This is a genomic window from Synechococcus sp. CC9605 (genome assembly GCF_000012625.1).
GTDB lineage: Bacteria > Cyanobacteriota > Cyanobacteriia > PCC-6307 > Cyanobiaceae > Parasynechococcus.
In genome coordinates, this window is the sequence record NC_007516.1 from 2172071 (window position 1) to 2190141 (window position 18071).

General features: G+C 62.5%; 13 protein-coding genes and 1 pseudogene. 6 read left to right on the forward strand and 8 right to left on the reverse strand.

The window, feature by feature from the left end; genetic code table 11:
• Nucleotides 1–78: 78 nt before the first annotated feature.
• Complete coding sequence (locus SYNCC9605_RS11795; RefSeq protein ID WP_006850906.1) at nt 79–333, forward strand: NAD(P)H-quinone oxidoreductase subunit O; 255 nt, start codon at nt 79–81, stop codon at nt 331–333.
• Here SYNCC9605_RS11795 and SYNCC9605_RS11800 read toward each other — a convergent pair.
• The 5 genes from SYNCC9605_RS11800 to SYNCC9605_RS11820 form a co-directional block, all read right to left on the reverse strand.
• The gene (locus tag SYNCC9605_RS11800; RefSeq protein WP_011365293.1) at nt 312–2378 is read right to left on the reverse strand and encodes a glycosyltransferase family 39 protein; all 2067 of its coding nucleotides are present in this window, start codon (nt 2376–2378) and stop codon (nt 312–314) included. The genes SYNCC9605_RS11795 and SYNCC9605_RS11800 overlap by 22 nt on opposite strands.
• Nucleotides 2375–3043 carry a J domain-containing protein gene (locus SYNCC9605_RS11805; RefSeq protein ID WP_011365294.1) on the reverse strand — a complete coding sequence of 223 codons (669 nt, stop codon included), beginning with the start codon at nt 3041–3043 and terminating at the stop codon, nt 2375–2377. Before SYNCC9605_RS11805 ends, SYNCC9605_RS11800 begins: the two co-directional genes overlap by 4 nt.
• The gene (gene cysK / locus SYNCC9605_RS11810) at nt 3040–4008 is read right to left on the reverse strand and encodes a cysteine synthase A (RefSeq protein ID WP_011365295.1); all 969 of its coding nucleotides are present in this window, start codon (nt 4006–4008) and stop codon (nt 3040–3042) included. The genes SYNCC9605_RS11805 and cysK overlap by 4 nt, the downstream gene beginning before the upstream one ends.
• Nucleotides 4009–4122: 114 nt before the next feature.
• On the reverse strand, nt 4123–5808 hold the full coding sequence (locus tag SYNCC9605_RS11815) for an iron uptake porin (RefSeq protein WP_011365296.1): 1686 nt from the start codon (nt 5806–5808) through the stop codon (nt 4123–4125).
• Nucleotides 5809–6030: 222 nt separating this feature from the next.
• Nucleotides 6031–7533: an iron uptake porin gene (locus SYNCC9605_RS11820; RefSeq protein ID WP_011365297.1), complete on the reverse strand. Its 1503-nt coding sequence runs from the start codon at nt 7531–7533 to the stop codon at nt 6031–6033.
• 432 nt (nt 7534–7965) lie between these two features.
• Here SYNCC9605_RS11820 and SYNCC9605_RS11830 point away from each other — a divergent pair, with 432 nt between their 5' ends.
• The 4 genes from SYNCC9605_RS11830 to SYNCC9605_RS14130 are packed head-to-tail and all read left to right on the forward strand — an operon-like array spanning nt 7966 to nt 13639.
• Nucleotides 7966–9561 (forward strand): 4-amino-4-deoxy-L-arabinose transferase, encoded by a 1596-nt coding sequence (locus tag SYNCC9605_RS11830; RefSeq protein ID WP_011365298.1) that lies wholly within the window; start codon nt 7966–7968, stop codon nt 9559–9561.
• A gap of 23 nt (nt 9562–9584) precedes the next feature.
• A complete protein-coding gene (locus tag SYNCC9605_RS11835; RefSeq protein ID WP_011365299.1) occupies nt 9585–10715 on the forward strand; it encodes a glycosyltransferase in 1131 nt (376 codons plus the stop codon).
• Nucleotides 10678–12213 (forward strand): ArnT family glycosyltransferase, encoded by a 1536-nt coding sequence (locus SYNCC9605_RS11840; protein ID WP_257929429.1) that lies wholly within the window; start codon nt 10678–10680, stop codon nt 12211–12213. The genes SYNCC9605_RS11835 and SYNCC9605_RS11840 overlap by 38 nt, the downstream gene beginning before the upstream one ends.
• Nucleotides 12191–13639 (forward strand): DUF2079 domain-containing protein, encoded by a 1449-nt coding sequence (locus SYNCC9605_RS14130; RefSeq protein WP_011365301.1) that lies wholly within the window; start codon nt 12191–12193, stop codon nt 13637–13639. The genes SYNCC9605_RS11840 and SYNCC9605_RS14130 overlap by 23 nt, the downstream gene beginning before the upstream one ends.
• 7 nt (nt 13640–13646) lie before the next feature.
• Here SYNCC9605_RS14130 and SYNCC9605_RS11845 read toward each other — a convergent pair.
• Nucleotides 13647–15137 (reverse strand): annotated as a pseudogene (locus tag SYNCC9605_RS11845) (DUF2079 domain-containing protein); the annotation flags it as partial.
• A gap of 29 nt (nt 15138–15166) precedes the next feature.
• Entirely contained in the window at nt 15167–16102 is a 936-nt protein-coding gene (locus SYNCC9605_RS11850; protein WP_156783131.1) for a pectate lyase, read from the reverse strand.
• A gap of 87 nt (nt 16103–16189) precedes the next feature.
• On the opposite strand from SYNCC9605_RS11850, the gene SYNCC9605_RS11855 reads away from it, so the two are divergent.
• On the forward strand, nt 16190–16930 hold the full coding sequence (locus SYNCC9605_RS11855) for a hypothetical protein (protein WP_156783132.1): 741 nt from the start codon (nt 16190–16192) through the stop codon (nt 16928–16930).
• Between the two features lie 50 nt (nt 16931–16980).
• Here the strand turns inward: SYNCC9605_RS11855 and psbD are convergent, their stop codons facing one another.
• Nucleotides 16981–18036 carry a photosystem II D2 protein (photosystem q(a) protein) gene (gene psbD / locus SYNCC9605_RS11860; protein WP_006851499.1) on the reverse strand — a complete coding sequence of 352 codons (1056 nt, stop codon included), beginning with the start codon at nt 18034–18036 and terminating at the stop codon, nt 16981–16983.
• Nucleotides 18037–18071 lie beyond the last annotated feature (35 nt).

The window sequence follows — 18071 nt, forward strand, 5'->3', positions numbered from 1 at the left end:
GCGGGGGTGTTGCGGCTGGGAGGCTAAGGGGATTCGTGGGCGATTGGTTTTAGCCTGGTGCCATCACCTTCCCCTGTCATGGCTGAATCCGACGCCGCTGCCCCCGCCAAGGCCAAGCCTGCTGCGCTGCGCAAAGGTGCCTTGGTCAAGGTGAACAGAGCCGCCTACAGCTCCAGCCTTGAGGCTGGAGCCAGCGATCCAACAGCACCCGACTACATCTTTGAAGGTCCTGGCGAGCTGCTGGTGGTGAAAGGGGACTACGGCCAAGTGCGCTGGAACCGTCCGGTGCCCGATGTGTGGCTGCGAATGGATCAGCTGGAAGCCTGCTCCTGATCTTGATCTTGGTTGGAGGCAGGCTCCAGGGCCTCCTCCACGGCTGTGATGGCCGCTGGGACTGAGGTGCTGGCGGCAGGGATGCGCCAAACAGCACCGGAGAGCACACCGCTGAGATCCCCCAGCGCCGCCAGCACAGGATTCGAAACACTGGCGCCATCCGCAGCAGCGGCGGCCTGCCAGGGATTCCACCCTGCAAGGTTGACCACACTGCGGTAGGCCGCTGGCCAGGGGTTATCGGGCAACAGCCGTTGCAAGACCTCGAACTGCTCTGACGCCTGCGAGGGGCGGTTTCCCAGCACCGCCAGCAGAGCAAGGGTCCAACGCGGTTGCACAGCATCGGGATCCTGCGCCAAGGCCGCCAAGGCCTCAGAACGCACCGGATCCCGGTAGCTGAAATGGCCATCGAGCATGTGCTCCTGCCCCACCGCAGCGAACACCGGATCCAGCCCCAGCGGCCCTGCCGCCAGGCCAGCGGCGAGGACGGGGAAGCGCTGCGCAAAGGAAGGGCCTGCAATCGGATGCGTCGCGCGGCGGCGCCAGAGGGAATAACTCCCCCCCTTGGGGCGCTCAAATTGATGCAATGGCTCGAACACACCGCTGCTGCGCACGGCTTGATCCAGCTTTCGCGCCGCTTTGCGCACTGATCCCTGGTTCCCTTCCGCCAACACCACCCATTCAGCCCGAGCCAGCACTGGCTCACGGTCCTGGCGGCTGCCCCCCAGCTGCCGGCCAACGGTCTGCCCCCCGTGGCGACGGCCGTAGAAGCTGACGTTGTGCTGGTTGAGATCGGAGGTGCTGGGCACCACGATCAAGGTGGAGGGAGGCGTGCTGGGGTCTCCACCACCGGCAGCCTTCACCAGCGCCTCCACCGGCCCACGGGGCCGGTCGTCAAAGCGATGTAGCTGATGGGCCCAGCCCGCCGGAACACAGGCCAGCAGCCCAGCACCGAATAGGGGCCACACCAGCCTCGAACGCCTGGCCTCCAACCAGTAGCCCCATTGCCACCACCCACGGGCCAAGAGCAAAAGCAGAGAGGGGAGCAGGGGAGCGATGTAGCGGTCGCCTTTGTTGGGGCTCAACGTGGTGAGCACCCAGGCCGCCACCAAATTGATCAGGAGCCAGCGCCAGGACCAGGAGTGATCGCTGGAGTGCTGCTGACGCTGCCAGCACCAAAGCAGCAGCCCCGACAACCCCACCAGCAACAGAACGCTGCCGAGCTGCTCCGGCAACAAGCGCGGGTACCACAACCAACTGGCCAGACTGAGCACGCCAGGATCCCCTTCCAGGGCCGCCGACTCGAACACGGCCCGGTTGGTGCCGCCGAGGCTAGTGATCCAGTTGTGACGCAACCAGGGACCAATTAACGCCGCCATGAGCACAGGTAGCAGCAGGGCTTGCCGCAACCAAGGGCCTCCCCGCCGCAACGCCAATCCCGCAGCCCAGAGTCCCCCAGGCACAAGCACAAGCAGGGCGCTTTGCTTCACCAGCACCGCAGCGATGGCTGCCAGGGTGCAACACCAGGCCTGCCTCCAGCGGCCACCGCTCTTCGGATCGCACCAGACCCCGAGACGCCAGATCGCCAGACTGCAACACGCCACCAGGGCCATCTCCAGCACGTAGTCCGTGCGCAGATCCAGAAAAGCCGGCGTCAATGCCGCCAACAGGCAGGCGATCAAGGCCAGGCCATCCCCCTGCAGCCGTCGTCCCCAGCCCGCCATCACCATCAGAAGCAAACCGTGCCAGAGGCTCAAGCTCCAGGCCGCTTGCTCCGGGGCATCACCACTCAGGGCCATCACGCTGCCGTTCACCAGCGAGGCCAGGGGCGGAATCTTCGGCGAGAGATCCAGCAACGCCTGCCAACCCTGCCAACCGCCACCGGGAAGCAGGCCCAAGGCGCGGCCATGGTCCATGGCGCTGTTGAGGTAGTCGGCCTGATCCCAGGCGGGAACCCCGGTCTGCAGCGTCCACCAGAGCCGATCCACCAGGGTGGAGAGCACCCAGATCAAGGCAACCGAAGCCCAGAAACGCCAGCGCTGCTTCACACGATCTCCAAGCGACGCCGTTCATCCTGGAGGCGCTTGCGTCGCTGCTTGGCCTCCCGCAGCATCTCGCGACCATCGTGGAGATACCCATCCACGTAGCCCATGGTGTAACGCTCCAGTTCGGCCAGAGCGTCCTCCACTTCGGAGAGGCAGTGATACAGGCTCAAACCGAAGCCACGGGCCGAGGCCGGCGTGGGCAACGACTGGAACAGTTGCTTGACCTTGTCCATCCGGCGTCCGCTCGCCTCGAGATAGCTGCAGAACGCCTCCATTAGCTCGTCGTCGTAAGGATCAGCCGACAGTGCCTTGAGTTGCTTAGGGAAGGGATTGATGACCTCACCGAGCATGCGATCGATCGGGGCGTAGACCCGTCGCAGCCACTCCACCAGGGCATCATCGGCGGCCAAAGCACGATCGTGGGCACGGCTGGCCCGGCGCAGATCCGTCGGCGATGCAGCCCGGGCCGGCTGGGGCCGCGTGCGATCAAAGGCCTTACGGCGCTCGGCATCCCCGAGAACTTCCCAGGCGGCATTGAGGGCCAGCATCTGCTGGTCGTCGCCACCGGCATCGGGATGGTGCTGCTTCACCAGCTGGCGGTAGGCCGCCTTGATCTCAGCGTTGCTGGCGGTGCTGCTGACACCGAGCACGGCATAGGGATCGCTCACAGCTGACCATCCCTCCGGGCCGGCAGCTGCGAAGCAGCACTGAACATCGGGGTGGAGAGGTAGCGCTCGCCATAACTAGCCAGCATCACCACCAGGCGTTTGCCCACCATGGCGGGGTCCTGGCCCACCCGCAGAGCCGCAGCCATGGCCGCGCCACTGCTGATGCCACAGAGCAGACCTTCCTCACGGGCCAGGCGCCGGCCCACTTGCATGGCCTCCTCATCGCTCACCGTGAGGATCGAGTCGATCCGATCCAATTCCAACACCGCAGGCACAAAACCAGCCCCGATCCCCTGAATGCGATGGGCCCCAGGAGGCTTGCCAGACAGCACGGCACTGGCCTCGGGCTCTACGGCAATTACCTGAAGCTGCGGCTGCCGCTGTTTCAACAGCCGGGCACAACCGGTGATGGTGCCGCCGGTGCCCACCCCCGCCACAAAGGCATCGATCTGGCCCTCGGTATCGCGCCAGATCTCCTCCGCCGTGGTGCGTTCATGCACGGCTGGATTGGCGGGGTTGTCGAACTGCTGCAGCAGATAGGCATTGGGAATCTCATCCACCAACTCCTTGGCCAGGGCGATCGCCCCATTCATGCCCTGGGCACCGTCGGTGAGCTGCAACTCGGCCCCATAGGCCCGCAGCATCGCGCGACGCTCCGTGCTCATAGTGTCCGGCATGGTGAGGATCAGCCGGTACCCCCGGGCCGCCGCCACCATGGCCAGGGCGATGCCGGTGTTGCCACTGGTGGGCTCCACCAGCACCGTTCGGCCTGGAATGATCGTGCCGGATTGCTCCGCCTCCAACACCATGGCGCTGGCGATGCGGTCTTTCACCGAGGCGGAGGGATTAAAGCTCTCCAACTTGGCCAGGATCTCGGCCTGGCAGCCGCAGGCCTGGGGCAGACGGTTCAACCGCACGAGGGGCGTGCCACCGATCAAGGCTGTGATGTCAGGAGCAATGCTCATGGCTGCAGCTTGCCCGCAGAACGGCCATAAAAAAAGCCCTCCACAAGGGGAGGGCTTGAGATGTGGGTGTGAGGAAGGGTGTTCTGAAGGCCCAACCGAAGCTGGGCCCAGTGATCAGAACTTGAAGGTGGTCTGCACCAGGCCACCGAAGACGCCGAGGGACTTGTAGTCGCCGTTGACGTTCTGGGTGTTGTCACCGAAGGGACGGCTCAGCCAGTACACAGCAGGGGTGATCTGGATGTTGTCGGTGACCTGGAAGCTGTACCAGAGCTCCATGGCGTAACCACCGTCAGCCACAAAGCCGTCTTCAACGTCATAGACGAACTGAGGCTGGCCCACGGCATAGCCCAGGGCATTGCCTTCGAGGAAGACATCGTTCCAGGTCAGACCCACCATCCAGCTGGCCATGGCCCGCTTATTGGTGTTGTCCTTCCAGGCATCGTTGCCGTTGAGGTAAGAGGCACCAACACCAGCGCTAATGGAAGGCATCCAGCCGGACTCCTCAGGACTCCAGAAGCCATGGAAAGACCAGCTGTGGCTGTCTGCGTTGGTGCGCTCGTCCTTACCGTCGACCTCAACGGTGCAAGGGGTGCCATAGGAGTCGCCGAGGGCAAACTGAGTACCGGTCCGGAACCTGGCACCACACTGGCCGTAGCGATAACCGGCGGCCAAGCCCCACTGCTTGTTGCCGAAGGCAATCTGCGTGGTGATGTTGCCTTCGGAGTTGTCGGTCATGAAGCCACCCGTGTTGGGATTGCTGTCATTGCCCTCTCCCCAATCAGCCACATAACTGGCTGACAATGTGAAGTAGGGGTTGCCCTTCTCAACCTGCTTTTTGTTGCTGTAGAAAGCTCCGAAACCAGCACCGGTTTCCTTGTTCCAGACACCGGGAGTACCCAGGGAACCACCAAAGAAATCAAGCACCTTGTCCCCGCCCCTGGCGTAGGCGCTGGCCTTGTAGCCCATCATCTCGGTGTTTCGGGTCGTAGGACCAACCTGGACGGTGAAGCTGTTGCCGAGTGGGAATCGATAGTAAAAACGATCGACTAGTAAGACATTATTGGTATCAAAATAGACATTAAGACTGCCGGGCCAATAAACAAATGGAGCCGCCTCAAACACGTTGTACATGTTCCCGGCGCGCAGACGGGTGTACAGCAGATCCTTGCCGCTGAAAGAGGTCTTCAGCGCAAGACGCACGTCATAGCTGAAGGAGAAGCCGCCATATTTCGCGTTCCAGTCATCACGGGCACCCTTCTCTCCACCGGTGTTGTAGTTGTCACCTTTGGCGCGTGTCGCACCAGCCACCCAGTTACTTGTGCCACTGAGCTTGGTGGTGGTGGAGAACTGGGTGGCTTCCAGTTCGCCGACGCGGGCCTCGAGGCCGTCAACGCGACCCTTGAGGATGGCCAGCTCGGTTTCGAATTCCTTGAGCAGACGACGCAGCTCGTCGGTCACTTCAGTGATCCGGTCGAGGCAGGCGTTCAGCAGGGCAGCCGCTTCGTAGCGGGTCATCGCCCGGTTGCCACGGAAGGTGCCGTTGGGGTAGCCGGCGACGCAGCCGTAGGTCTCCACCAGGTTGGCCAGAGCCTGATAGGCCCAGTCGGTGGGGTAAACGTCAGAGAATTGGGTAACGCTGGTGACCTGATCAAGGCTGTTGCCACTGGCAGTAGCCGCGTAATCAGAAACGTCGTTGATGTTCAGCTCGGCGGCATTGGCTGCTGGGCTGTTGACAACAGCCAAAGGGGCCAGAAGGCCAAGGGCAGCAGGAGCCACCAGCAGTTGCTGGAAAAGCTTCATTTTGGGTTCTCACACCAAGAGAAAATGCCGGCAAAGACATGCCAGGTAATTCAGATTAATGGCGCAATTTGCCTCTGTCGATACGATCAGAAAAAGAATTATTAGGGGCTCAATAAAACAATTTTCCGATCAAAATTAATCAAAAAAAAAAGCTCCCTACTGAGGTAGGGAGCAGAAAGACCTAAAAAGAGTGAGACCCGAAAGAGGGCCTCAAACTAAGAATCAGAACTTGAACTGGGTCTTGATCAGACCGCTGAAGGCACTCATGCCGTTGGAGCCCTGCTCGGGGAAGGGCTTGCTCAGGTAGGTGAGCGCAGGAGTGACAGAGATGTTGTCGGTGACCTGGAACTTGTAGAAGAGCTCGTAAGCGAAACCAGCTGCTTCGTTCAGATCACCATCATCGGATTGTGCAATCCAGGTGGGCTGACCGACAGCGAAACCGAGGGAGTTGCCTTCGATGAATGCATCGCTCCACTCAAGTCCGACGTACCAGGAATTGGTGTAAACGTCGTCGCTCAGGTACTCAACGAAAGTTCCGCCATAACCGGTGCTGACGGAAGGAATGATTCCAGATTCCTCGGGCATCCACCATGCACTGATGCCAAAAGAGTTGCTGTTATCAGCTGCAGAAGCCGCTGCAGCACCAGCTGTGGCATTTCCGATGTAGAGGGATCCGCCACCTTCAGCACCAGATGCATAGGTGTATGCGGCAGCGATGCCCCAGTTCTCAGGCGCATAAGCGATCTGAGTAGTGGCATTTGCACCAGCACCATCAGTAAACATGCCACCCGTGTTGGGGTCGCTGGAGTTACCGTCAGTTGAAAGGTAGCTGGTGGAAATGCTGAAGTCGTTGGACGACCAGTAGATACCAGCACCAGCGCCGAGAGCCAGGTTGTAAGCACCAGGCACGCCGGCATAGGTGAAGAAGTCATACGTCATGGCAGCGGGATAAGCGCTGGGCCAGACCGGCAGCATGTCGTCCTGACGGACGCGAGGGCCACCAACCACGGTGAACTCGTCACCGAGGGGGAAGCTGTAGTACAAACGGGCAATCTTGACGGTGTTGCCAGAGTCGAAGCCGTACTCCTGGGAGAACAGTCCGCCGTAGACGTTGTCCATGTTGCCCGAACGAAGTCGGGTGTAGAGGAGATCCTCACCGGTGAAGGAGGTCTCCAGGTTCAGCGCGAGGTTGTAGCTGAAGGAAGTACCACCGCTTTCAGCTTTGAATGCCTTGCTACCCTTATCCCAAGCAGTAGCAGCACCGAAGGCCCAGTCAGCCTTGGCTTTCAGCTTGGTGGTGGTGGAGAACTGGGTTGCTTCCAGTTCGCCGACGCGGGCCTCGAGGCCGTCAACGCGACCCTTGAGGATGGCCAGCTCGGTTTCGAATTCCTTGAGCAGGCGACGCAGCTCGTCGGTCACTTCAGTGATCCGGTCGAGGCAGGCGTTCAGCAGGGCAGCCGCTTCGTAGCGGGTCATCGCCCGGTTGCCACGGAAAGTGCCGTTGGGGTAGCCGGCGACGCAGCCGTAGGTCTCCACCAGGTTGGCCAGAGCCTGATAGGCCCAGTCGGTGGGGTAAACGTCAGAGAATTGGGTGACGCTGGTGACCTGATCAGCGGAAGCCGCGTAATCAGAAACGCCGTTGATGTTCAGCTCGGCGGCATTGGCGCCGGTGGCCAGAAGGCCAAGGGCGGCGGGAGCCACCAGCAGTTGCTGGAAAAGCTTCATTGAATTCCTCACACAGGAAATAGGCGCAACTACGCCATCTCCAGATTTTGAAGGCTGCTCACTGGCCTACCAACGCCGCTTGTGCCGGTCCCTACATCGACATGTATCAGTGGATACCGCCTCGAGCCGACGAACGATCCTCGAACAAACGATGCCCCCGCCCGGAGATCCGGACGGGGGCTCTCGCCGGGTCCGCTTTTGCCGCGGAACCGGATGATCAGTCAGAAGGCGCCGTTCAGCCGGCGTTCTCCGCGATCAGCAGACCCTGGGTCAAACAACTGGAAATCATGGACACCTCCTCCTGAAGGATTGTGAATGCCGGCAACGCCTTCGGAACTGTGACCACCCCCCGAAGGAAGCGTTCACCTCTCCACGCCACTGCATCCTTAACACCCGGACCATACTCAGTTTTTGACGTAATGAGGGGCATCCATGCGCTCCGGCTCAGCTCCTGAACCAGCCCCCTGGGTCGCATGGGCAGGGCTGGGCTTGGCCGCTGCTGTGCTGGCCCTGGTCGGCCTCGACGGTCTCCCCCTGCGGGACTTCGATGAAGCCACCGTGGCCCGGGTGGCCCTCGAACTGCGCCACGGGCTCGGGGAAGCCCCGTTGCTGCCCACCCTCTGGGATAAGCCCTACCTCAACAAGGCGCCAGGTCTGCACAGCCTGATCGCCCTCGTGATCAGAGCAACAACGCAGTCCGATCAGCTCCCCTCGGAGTGGAGCATCCGCCTGGCACCGGCCATGCTTTCGTGCCTGGTGGTGCCGCTTGGTGGCTGGCTCCAATGGCTGCTGCGACCAGGGGATCGCTCCAGTGCCCTCTCCACCAGCGTAATCCTGCTGACGCTGTTGCCGGTGGCCCGGCACGGACGTCTGGCCATGTTGGATGGCACCCAGCTGACGGCCACGGCTCTGCTTTGGCTGGCCCTGCTGCAGCTGAACCGCAGCCGCTGCAGCTCACTCTGGGGAGCCGTCGCCGGCCTGATGGCCAGCGCCATGCTGCTGCTTAAAGCCCCACTGCTGGTGCCCGCGGCGGTGGCCGCCGGTTTGGCGCTGGCATGGGGCCGGGAATGGAGAAGCTGGAACAACCGCCCTGCAGCCTGGCTCGGGATGATGCTGGGCCTAGCACCGGGAGTCGGCTGGCATCTCTGGCATGCCCACATCCGGGGGAGCGAAGCGCTCTGGCTCTGGGGCGGAGATGGCGCCGGGCGGGTGCTTCTGGATGCTGGCGAAGGCAGTGATCTGGGATGGCGGGTCCCGCTAATCGAAGTACTGGAGGGGGGCTGGCCCTGGCTGCCGCTGCTGCCCTTCGCACTTGTCTGGGCCTGGCGACGGCGTCAGAGCCGCTGGGCCCGATGGTCCTTGGCCAGCCTGCTCACCCTGGCCGGGGCCATTCTTCCGCTGCGCACCCAGCTCCCCTGGTACAGCCATCCGCTCTGGCTGCCCATCGCTCTTCTCTGCGCTCCGCTGCTGGCCTGGCTGGTGGAGCGACCCTTGTCTTCAACGCGTGCACCGGAAAGCCCCAATCCCCCTTGGCGCTGGTTGCTGATGCAGCTTCCTTCGTTCTGGTGCGGGCTCGGACTGCTGCTCCTGCTGCTGGGGCTGGGCAGCTTCAGCAGCATCGGCGCAAGCCTTGTGCCCTATCGCGGCCTGGCGGCCGTGCTGGGCCTCGGCTGGTGTAGCGGCGGATGGTGGCTGCGCTCTGCAGCACCACAGCGACGACGCCTTGGGGTGATCAGCCTCAGCTGCGGCAATCTGGCAGCGCTGGCCCTGCTGTTTCACTCCCCCCTCTGGTTGTGGGAGCTCAACGAAACCTGGCACGTGCAACCGGTGGCAGCCCTGGCCAGAGCCAATACTGGAAGCGAGATCAAGCTGAAGGGTTACGACGAGCGTCCCAGTCTCAACTGGTACGCCGAACAACGCATTGAGCGTTTCAAAGGTGGCCCAGGCCGCCGTCTCAGCGACAAACCGCAGAAGGGCTGCATCACCGAAGGCCAAGCGGGGCGATGGACCCTGGCCAACTGTCGGTAGCCTGAGCCCGACTGGAGCGCACTGTGTCGTCCACCGCGGAACGTGAAGGACCGACAAGCCACAGTGGCCTGTCCATCGTGCTGCCCACATTCAATGAAGGTGGTTCCATCCGCCAGGTGATCGAATCCCTGCTGCACCTGGGGACGGATCATCCGCTCGAAATCCTGATCGTCGATGACGATTCCCGCGATGGCACCCCCGATCTGGTTCGCGCCCTGGCCCGCCAGGACCCCAGGATCCGGATCATCCAACGCGTGGGACGCTCCGGACTGGCCAGCGCCATCAAAGAAGGCCTGATCGCAGCCCTCTATCCCATCGCCGTGGTGATGGATAGCGACGGTCAGCACGAACCAGCCTCCGTTGGCGAGGCCGTGCAGCTCCTGGATCAAGAAGGACTGGACCTTGTGGCCGGGAGCCGCTTCCTCGATCACTCCGAAATCCGAGGCCTCAGCGATCGACGTACCGATGGCTCCACCCTCGCTAACCGTCTGGCCCGTTGGAGCCTGCCCAGGTCCTACCGGCACCTGAGCGATTGCATGAGCGGCTTCATCGTGCTGCGCCTCGACCGCTGCCTGCCGCTGGTGCGTCAGGTGGACGTGAACGGTTTCAAATTCTTTTACGAACTCCTGGCCATCAGCCGCGGCCGCCTGCAGGTGGGAGAAATTCCACTGCGCTTTCAGCCGCGGCTGCATGGCAGTTCCAAGCTCGATCTCGCTGTTCTCTGGGACTTCGTCGTTTCCCTGATTCACACCGCAACCCTGCGACTGCTGCCGCGTCGGGCCATTAGCTTCGGGCTTGTGGGCGCCTCCGGCGTGGTGGTGCAGTTGCTGTCAACAGCACTGCTGATGGGACTGTTCAACCTGGCGTTTCAACAGGCGCTTCCGGTGGCGGTGATCACCGCCGCAAGCTCGAACTATCTGGTGAACAACGCCCTCACCTTCCGCGACCGACGCCAGAGCGGACGGCAATTGATCCGGGGGTTGCTGAAATTCCTGCTGGTGGCCTCCCTGCCGGCACTTGCCAACGTTGGCCTCGCCACCAGCTTCTACACCCTGATCCAGGCCCATGCGCTCTGGGCCCAACTGGCGGGCATTGTTGTCGTCTACGTCTGGAACTATGCGGCCTCATCCCGCTTTGTCTGGAACAGCCCCTAGGCGGGCCTGGCTGCCCATCGCCATGGGAAGCCTGCTGCGGCTGGTGCAGATCTGGATGCCGGTGCTGGGTGTTCACAGCTGGCGGCAGGCCGATACCGCTGCCATGGCAAGGCATTTCAGCCTGGCGGGCACACCGATCTGGCTGCCGCAGGTCGACTGGGGAGGTGCGAGTGCCGGTTTTGTGGAATCGGAATTTCCCCTCTACCCCTTTCTGGTGAGCCGCCTCTACGGCCTGGTCGGCCTGCACGAGTGGCTGGGCCGCGGTTTGTCGGTGTTCTGCAGCGCCTTGACCATCTGGCTGGTGATGCGCCTGGGGCGGCGTTGGTTCAATCCCGAAGCTGGTTGGTGGGCGGGCCTGGCCTTTGCCATCGCACCGTTGGGGGTGTATTTCGGGCGCGCCTTTCAGGCCGAAGCCCTGTTGCTGATTTGTGCCGCAGGGGCCCTGGAGAGCCTGAGCCTCTGGCGTGAGCGACGCTTGCCCTGGGCCCTGGCCCTGAGCTGGGTGTGCTTCACCAGTGCTGGCCTGATCAAGGTGATTCCACTGCTCTGGTTGGGGCTGCCCCTGCTAGTGGTGCAGCTCAGCTCCAACCCTCAAGGCCAGGCCCCACCCCAGCAGACCCTGCCGAGCCTCGTGCTTCGTCTGCTGGGGCGTCCGGGCTTCTGGCTGTACATCGGCACCAGCCTGATGGCGATCGCCGGCTGGTACTGGCATGCCCATCAACTGGGACAGGCCAGTGGACTGAGCTTCGGGTTTTGGGGATCGGGAGCCGATCGCAGCAGCATCAGTCTCCTGCTGGACCTCAACGGCTGGATCAACCTGCTGGTGCGATTAAGCCTGCGTCTCCTGGCACTGGTGGGGGTGCCGTTTCTGCTGATCGGCCTCAGGGCGAGCTGGCGCAGCGGTGGCGGGCAGATCGCGATCAGCGGCTTGGTGGGGGTGCTGCTCTGCACGATCGCCACCATGCGCTCGAGCACGATTCACGAGTACTACCAGCTGCCGCTGTTGCTGTTCAGTTCCCCCTTGATCGGCTTGGGCTGGCAGACCTGGCACCAGCGGCGGCCCCGCTGGCAGCCTCGGCTGTTGATCGGCCTTGCCCTGGTGGTAAGCCTCACGGTGCTCTCCCTGGATTACTGGGCGGTGGAGCATCGCCAGCGAGACGCATGGATGCCATTGGCCCTCACCATCCGCAGGGATCTGCCCAGCGAGGCTCGGATTGTGAGTGTCACCAGCACCGACCCAACCCTGCTCAACCTGGCCCGCCGTCAGGGCTGGCTGATCTCCAGCAAACAACTGACGCCGGAGCGACTGCAGCGCTGGAAACGGTCTGGAGCCAGCCATCTGGCTGGCAGCTTCCTATGGGACAAGACCTACCGGCCGATGCCGAAGCGGCGGCAACAGCGTCTGCGGGAGATGGTGGAGGCAAGCCCCCGCGCCTGGGTGGACGCTGGCAGCCAGACCTATCTGATTCCGATCGATGACCTCCAGCCCGAGCGCTGACTCCAGGCCATCGCAGCCGCGGAGCTTTCCCCCGCAGCTGCTGGCGCTGTGCGCAGGGCTGGGCCTGCTGCTCTGGGGCGTTGCGGCGACACGCCATGGCCTGCTCCAGAGCAATGCCTACGACCTGGGGCTGTTCGATCAATGGGCCTGGCTGATCGGATCGGGAGCGGCACCGATCTCCTCAATGGAACAGGTGCATGTGCTGGCCGACCATGGGGCCTGGATGCTTTATCTGGCCGGTGCGGCCTATCGGATCCTGCCCAGCGTGCATTGGCTCCTTGCCAGCCAGGCCCTGGCCCTTAGTTGCACCGCACTACCGGTTTGGTGGCTGGCGGAGCAGTCGGGACTGACCCGACGACGATGCTGGCTGGTCTGCGCGCTGTGGTGGCTGCAGCCAGTGGTGTTCAACGCCGCACTGTTTGATTTCCACCCCGAAACCTGGGTCATGCCGGCCTTCGCCCTGGCGCTCTGGGCCGAGCGTGAAGGCCGCCCCCGGCTCTGGTTTGGCTTGCTGCTGCTGATGCTGGGCTGCCGCGATGGCCTTGTGCTGATCACAGCAGGCATGGCCATCGATCTTGCGTGCCGGCGACGTTGGCGGTGGAGCCTGGCGGCGGGAGGCCTCAGCATCGGCTGGCTGCTCCTGCTCAGCCGTTGGCTGTACCCGCTGCTCCGGGATGGCGACGGCCCCAAGGCTGCAGCGCGGATGTTCAGCCACTTGAGCGGCGGGCCGATCAGCGTTCTCAGTGGCCTGGATTGGAGCGGCGGTGCTGAGTATCTGCTTCTGCTTTGTCTGCCCTGCATCGCCCTGTGGCGGCGGGCCTCCCTCAGCACGTTGCTGATCGGACTGCCGTTGGTGCTGGTGAATCTGCTCTCGGCATCCGCCAGCTACCGCACCCTGGTGCATCACTACAGCCTGCCCCTGGCGGTGGTGGCCGTTGTGACCTGCATCGATGGCCTGCGGCGGCAGCCCCAACCCCAGCGGGGCTTTCCCTGGATGCTGTGCTGGGCCATGGCCTGTTGGCTGGCGCTGGCCAAGCCCTGGTTCTTCTCCGGGCCCTACCTGACTCGAATACCCCAACTCAAAGCCGTCGAGGAGGCCCAGGCTCTGATCCAACCGCAGGATGCCGTGCTCACAACCAGCTATCTGGTGCCGCAACTGAGCCAGCGAACCACGGTTGGTTTCCCCAAGAACAAGCAGAGCACGCTCGTCGATGCTGGCCCCTGGAACGTGCTGCTGATTAATCCCACTGACCCCGGCTGGGGATCAAGCGGCAAGGTGCAGAAACGATTGCTCACTCAAGCCAAGGACAGGAGTTGGAGCTGCCGGAGCTGGCCAACGGGCCTGGAACTATGTCGGGCACCTGTCGCCTCAGAACAACAGCCCCGCCCTGGCAATGCAGCAAGCGGTAGTCGCTCGATGCCCTGAGTTTCCGCAGTTCCCGCTGAATGCGCTGCTGTTTGTTGCGCGACCCCTTAAACACTGGAGCCAATGGCGTGTGGTAACTAGGCAGGGCCACCACCCAATCCACGGGTTGGATACGTCCGTCGCGATCGCGGTACTCAACATGCCGAGGGAAACGAATCGCTGCCTGCCGTTGGGCCAACAACGGCAGCAAAGGCGTATCGGCGGCGACGCTGGCATCCGCTGGTATCAGCGCCACAGCCTGTAAAGCGGCCTGGCGGCGGTTCAGCATTTGCTGAGGAGACACGTAAGCCCACGGGGAAAAGCTGTCGGGGATGACGGCCGAGAAGGTGCGGTGAGGGTTCCCCGCCAGCGTGAGCACAAGACCAAGCGACAGGGCCGCGGTCCAACAGCGTCGCAGCCAGGGCTTCGACCAGGCCTCCGGGTGACGTTGCCACCAGAGCACAGCACCGAGATAAAGGCCGGGCACCAGAGCCAGCACGTAGCGCAGGGTCACCGACAAGGCCGATTGCCCCTTGGAGAGCAAAGCAATCAACAGCGGAGCCAGCATCAGCAGAGCGGCATCCACCGAAAGCAGGGGCACCAGCACCAGCGGCAAACACAAAGCCAGCACAAAGCCGAGGGTTGCCCCCGGCGGCGACACCAAGGCTTCGAGCAACGCCAAAGGCTGGCGCAACATGGCCCAAAGCACAGCAACCGTTCCCCCCGACGGGTCATCCACCAGATGGCCGAACTTCTCCTTGAGGAAGCGATCCGACAACGAGGAGTCCACCATCGGCTGAATCCAGCCGGTGACCAACACGACCCAGGCGAAGGACACGAGCATCAATAAGGCTCCGGTGATGCGTTGGTCGGGACGACGCACCAGGGCCCAGAGCCCAAGCGAAAACAACAGCAAGCCACTGTCTTCCCGCACTAACAGCAACAGGGCGCCAAACAGGCACACCCGCCAACGGCAGCCGTCGAGGAGACCTCCCACCACCAGAAAGGCCAACAAGGGCAGCCAAACCAGATCGTGAAAGTTCTCCAAGGCCGGGCCAATCACCGCACCACTGAGGAAGTAGGCGAGGGTGATCCGCTCAGCCAGGGGCCGCGGAAGTCGAGCGTCGGCCAGTCTCCACAGCACCAGACCTGCGCCAGCGAGCAGCCCCACCTGAAGCAACGGCAGTGCCCACATCCCGAACACAGCCACGAGGGGGGCCATCAGCACGGTTAAGACGTTGGCGTGCTGCCCCAGGTGCAAGTAATCGATGGACGGGAGACCATCGCCGACCACCACCGCCCCTGACAAGACCGATGAGAGGCTGCTTTCAAAGGGTCGACCCTGCGCGGTCGCCCAGAGCTCCTGCAGAAACAGGGCTTGGTCATAGGTTGCGCTGAGGCTGAACAGCCGCCAGGCCTGCAGCGCAAAACAGATCAGGGCAAACAGACCCGCCATCGCCAACACCTTGCGTGGCCACCGGGTTGGGGAAGGCGCATCAAAGCCTCTGGGTCGACGCATGCAGCCGTCCTTGAAGGATTTTGGGCAGGTTACGGAGCGTCCTGCACGGGGCCAAGCAACACGCGCGTTCGCAACAACAACAGATAAATCGAGGCATACAGCACCAGCTCACCCCACTCCTGATCCCGATTGAGGATCAGCTCGGAGAAGGTGCGCGTCGCAATGCAGAACGCCAGTGCAGAAACCGCCAGAAACAGCGGCCAGCTGTAGACAGCGGGAGTGAGGGCCCGGGTCACAGCCGCCATCGATTCAGAACAGTGTTTTGTGAGCGCTTGCATCCAGCGCGGCGCCAGAACCACAACAGCCAAAACCCCAAGGGTCGCTAGGAAGGTGCCCAGATCCAATCGATCCTGAAACCAACCGATGTTGTGCAGGGTCGTCTCGTTCTGCGCGTTGATCTCGTTCAACAAGGGCGGGGTCCGCCAACTGAAGATCACCTGCCCCCAGGCGAGTTCCTCCATCAAGACCAGGGCAAGACATGCTGCGCCGAACTGGAACAGCCGCCCGGGACGGCGTTCCTGCAAACGGGCATTCAAGTCGGAGCCGATCAACCAGGCCGCCCGAGTGGCGAGCACCAGCACCAGCACCTGGCTCCACTCCACAAGGCCACCCTCGCCAAACACCAGATTTTTGTAGGCGTCGCGGTCCGGCGAGCCGGTCTTCAAGCCCACAACCAGCAGAAGAACAAACAACAGCAAACCCCACACCGCACGGGTGCGGCCCTGATGGGCCCATGGATCGGCAACAGACAGCAATCGCAACAGCCCTCGGGAACGGGTTGCCCAGACCGCTAGTCCAGTGCTCACCCCCGCCACAACACCCCAACCAAGATCAGGGTTGGAACCGCCAGAGGCAGACTTCACCAGCTGCACGGCCACCGTCAACAGCGATGCAGCCGCCACCACTAGGAACAATGAAGCGATGGCTGTTTTGAGAGCGCGACCCCGTGTGTAGATCACAGCCACCAACCCGTCCCTTGCGCGAAGCGCAGGTTAAGCAGAGGTTTAGAACCGGAATCTGAGACCGGGGTTCATCCTCCGCACAAGCCAACCGTGATTCAGCAACCCACTGCAGCGAATCCAAGCCAGATCGGAATCATTCCGCTCACGCCACGATCGATCCGAAAACTGCTGATGGCGATCACCGCGGGTTTTTTGGTGGCCCACAGCGTCGTGCAAGTGGGCATTTACGGCTTCGGGGCGGAGAAACATTGGCTCGACAGCCTCAACATGGACCGCGAACTCAACCTGCCCACCCTGTTCAGCAGCGCGCTGTTGCTGATGGCGGCTCTGTTGATGCAACGACTGGGGCAGAGCAGCGATCGCATCGCTTCCCAGGACTGGCGTTTGTTGTCGAAGATTTTCATCTTTCTGGCACTCGACGAAGCCCTCCAGATCCACGAGATCCTGATCATTCCAGGGCTCAGGCGCCAGGTGCACCCCGCTCTGGCATCCACCTGGGTGGTGCCCTACGCGGTTCTCGCCCTCATCCTGCTGTGGAGCTTTCGCCGCTTCCTAGGCTCAATCTCCCGACCAACAGCATCACGGTTGCTGCGATCAGGTGCCGTTTACGTCGGCGGTGCCATCGGCATGGAAATGATCGGCAGCTTCGCCGTTCGATCCAGCCTGATCCGCCTGCATAGCCCCTGGTATGGCGCCATCACAGGCCTGGAGGAAGCCTTGGAGTTGCTCGGCATCGTTTTGCTCATCGATGCACTGTTGCGAGCGCTCCTCGATCAACGCAACAGCATTGATCTCATCCTGCGTCTGGGCGCGGATTCAGACGACAGCTGAACAAAAAAAACCGCCCAATTGGGCGGTTGAAGGAAACGTTGAACTTTCGATCAAAGGGCGTTGCCGCGTGGCAGAACCTCTTCAGGGAAGACGAAGTTTTCGTGCGGCTGGTCAGCCGGTGCCATCCAGGCACGCAGACCTTCATTCAGAAGGATGTTCTTGGTGTAGAAGGTCTCGAATTCGGGATCTTCTGCAGCGCGGATTTCCTGGGACACGAAGTCATAGGCGCGCAGGTTGAGGGCCAGGCCAATGATGCCGATGGAGCTGGTCCATAGGCCCATCACAGGCACGAACAGCATGAAGAAGTGCAGCCAGCGCTTGTTGGAGAAGGCGATACCGAAGATCTGGCTCCAGAAGCGGTTGGCGGTGACCATGGAATAGGTCTCTTCTTCCTGAGTGGGCTCGAACGCCTTGAAGGTGTTGGCCTGCTCACCGTCCTCAAACAGGGTGTTTTCCACGGTGGCGCCGTGAATAGCACAGAGGAGTGCACCGCCGAGGATGCCGGCGACGCCCATCATGTGGAAGGGGTTCAGGGTCCAGTTGTGGAAGCCCTGAAGGAAGAGAAGGAAGCGGAAGATCGCAGCCACACCGAAGGAGGGCGCGAAGAACCAGCTGCTCTGGCCGAGGGGGTACATCAGGAAGACACTGACGAACACCGCAATCGGACCGGAGAAGGCGATGGCGTTGTAAGGGCGGATGCCGACCAGACGAGCGATCTCGAACTGACGGAGCATGAAGCCGATCAGTGCGAAGGCGCCGTGCAGAGCCACGAAGGCCCAGAGGCCGCCGAGCTGACACCAGCGAACGAAGTCGCCCTGAGCCTCAGGGCCCCAGAGCAGCAGCAGGCTGTGACCCATCGCATCAGCGGGGGTGGACACAGCAGCGGTCAGGAAGTTGCAACCTTCCAGGTACGACGAGGCAATGCCGTGGGTGTACCAGGAGGTGACAAAAGTGGTGCCTGTCAGCCAGCCACCGATGGCCAGGTAGGCCGTTGGGAGGAGAAGAATGCCGGACCAGCCGACAAAAACGAAGCGGTCGCGCTTGAGCCAGTCATCGAGGACGTCAAACCATCCCCGCTGTGGCGCGCGTCCTACAGCGATCGTCATGAGAGGTACTTCATGATCCGTTACATGGCCGAGCC

Excerpts from the sequence above, each read along its gene's own strand:
- SYNCC9605_RS11795 (WP_006850906.1), top strand. The coding sequence starts at position 79 with ATGGCTGAATCCGACGCCGCTGCCCCCGCCAAGGCCAAGCCTGCTGCG.
- cysK (WP_011365295.1), bottom strand. The coding sequence starts at position 4,008 with ATGAGCATTGCTCCTGACATCACAGCCTTGATCGGTGGCACGCCCCTC.
- SYNCC9605_RS11815 (WP_011365296.1), bottom strand. The coding sequence starts at position 5,808 with ATGAAGCTTTTCCAGCAACTGCTGGTGGCTCCTGCTGCCCTTGGCCTT.
- SYNCC9605_RS11820 (WP_011365297.1), bottom strand. The coding sequence starts at position 7,533 with ATGAAGCTTTTCCAGCAACTGCTGGTGGCTCCCGCCGCCCTTGGCCTT.
- SYNCC9605_RS11830 (WP_011365298.1), top strand. The coding sequence starts at position 7,966 with ATGCGCTCCGGCTCAGCTCCTGAACCAGCCCCCTGGGTCGCATGGGCA.
- SYNCC9605_RS11840 (WP_257929429.1), top strand. The coding sequence starts at position 10,678 with ATGCGGCCTCATCCCGCTTTGTCTGGAACAGCCCCTAGGCGGGCCTGG.
- SYNCC9605_RS14130 (WP_011365301.1), top strand. The coding sequence starts at position 12,191 with ATGACCTCCAGCCCGAGCGCTGACTCCAGGCCATCGCAGCCGCGGAGC.
- psbD (WP_006851499.1), bottom strand. The coding sequence starts at position 18,036 with ATGACGATCGCTGTAGGACGCGCGCCACAGCGGGGATGGTTTGACGTC.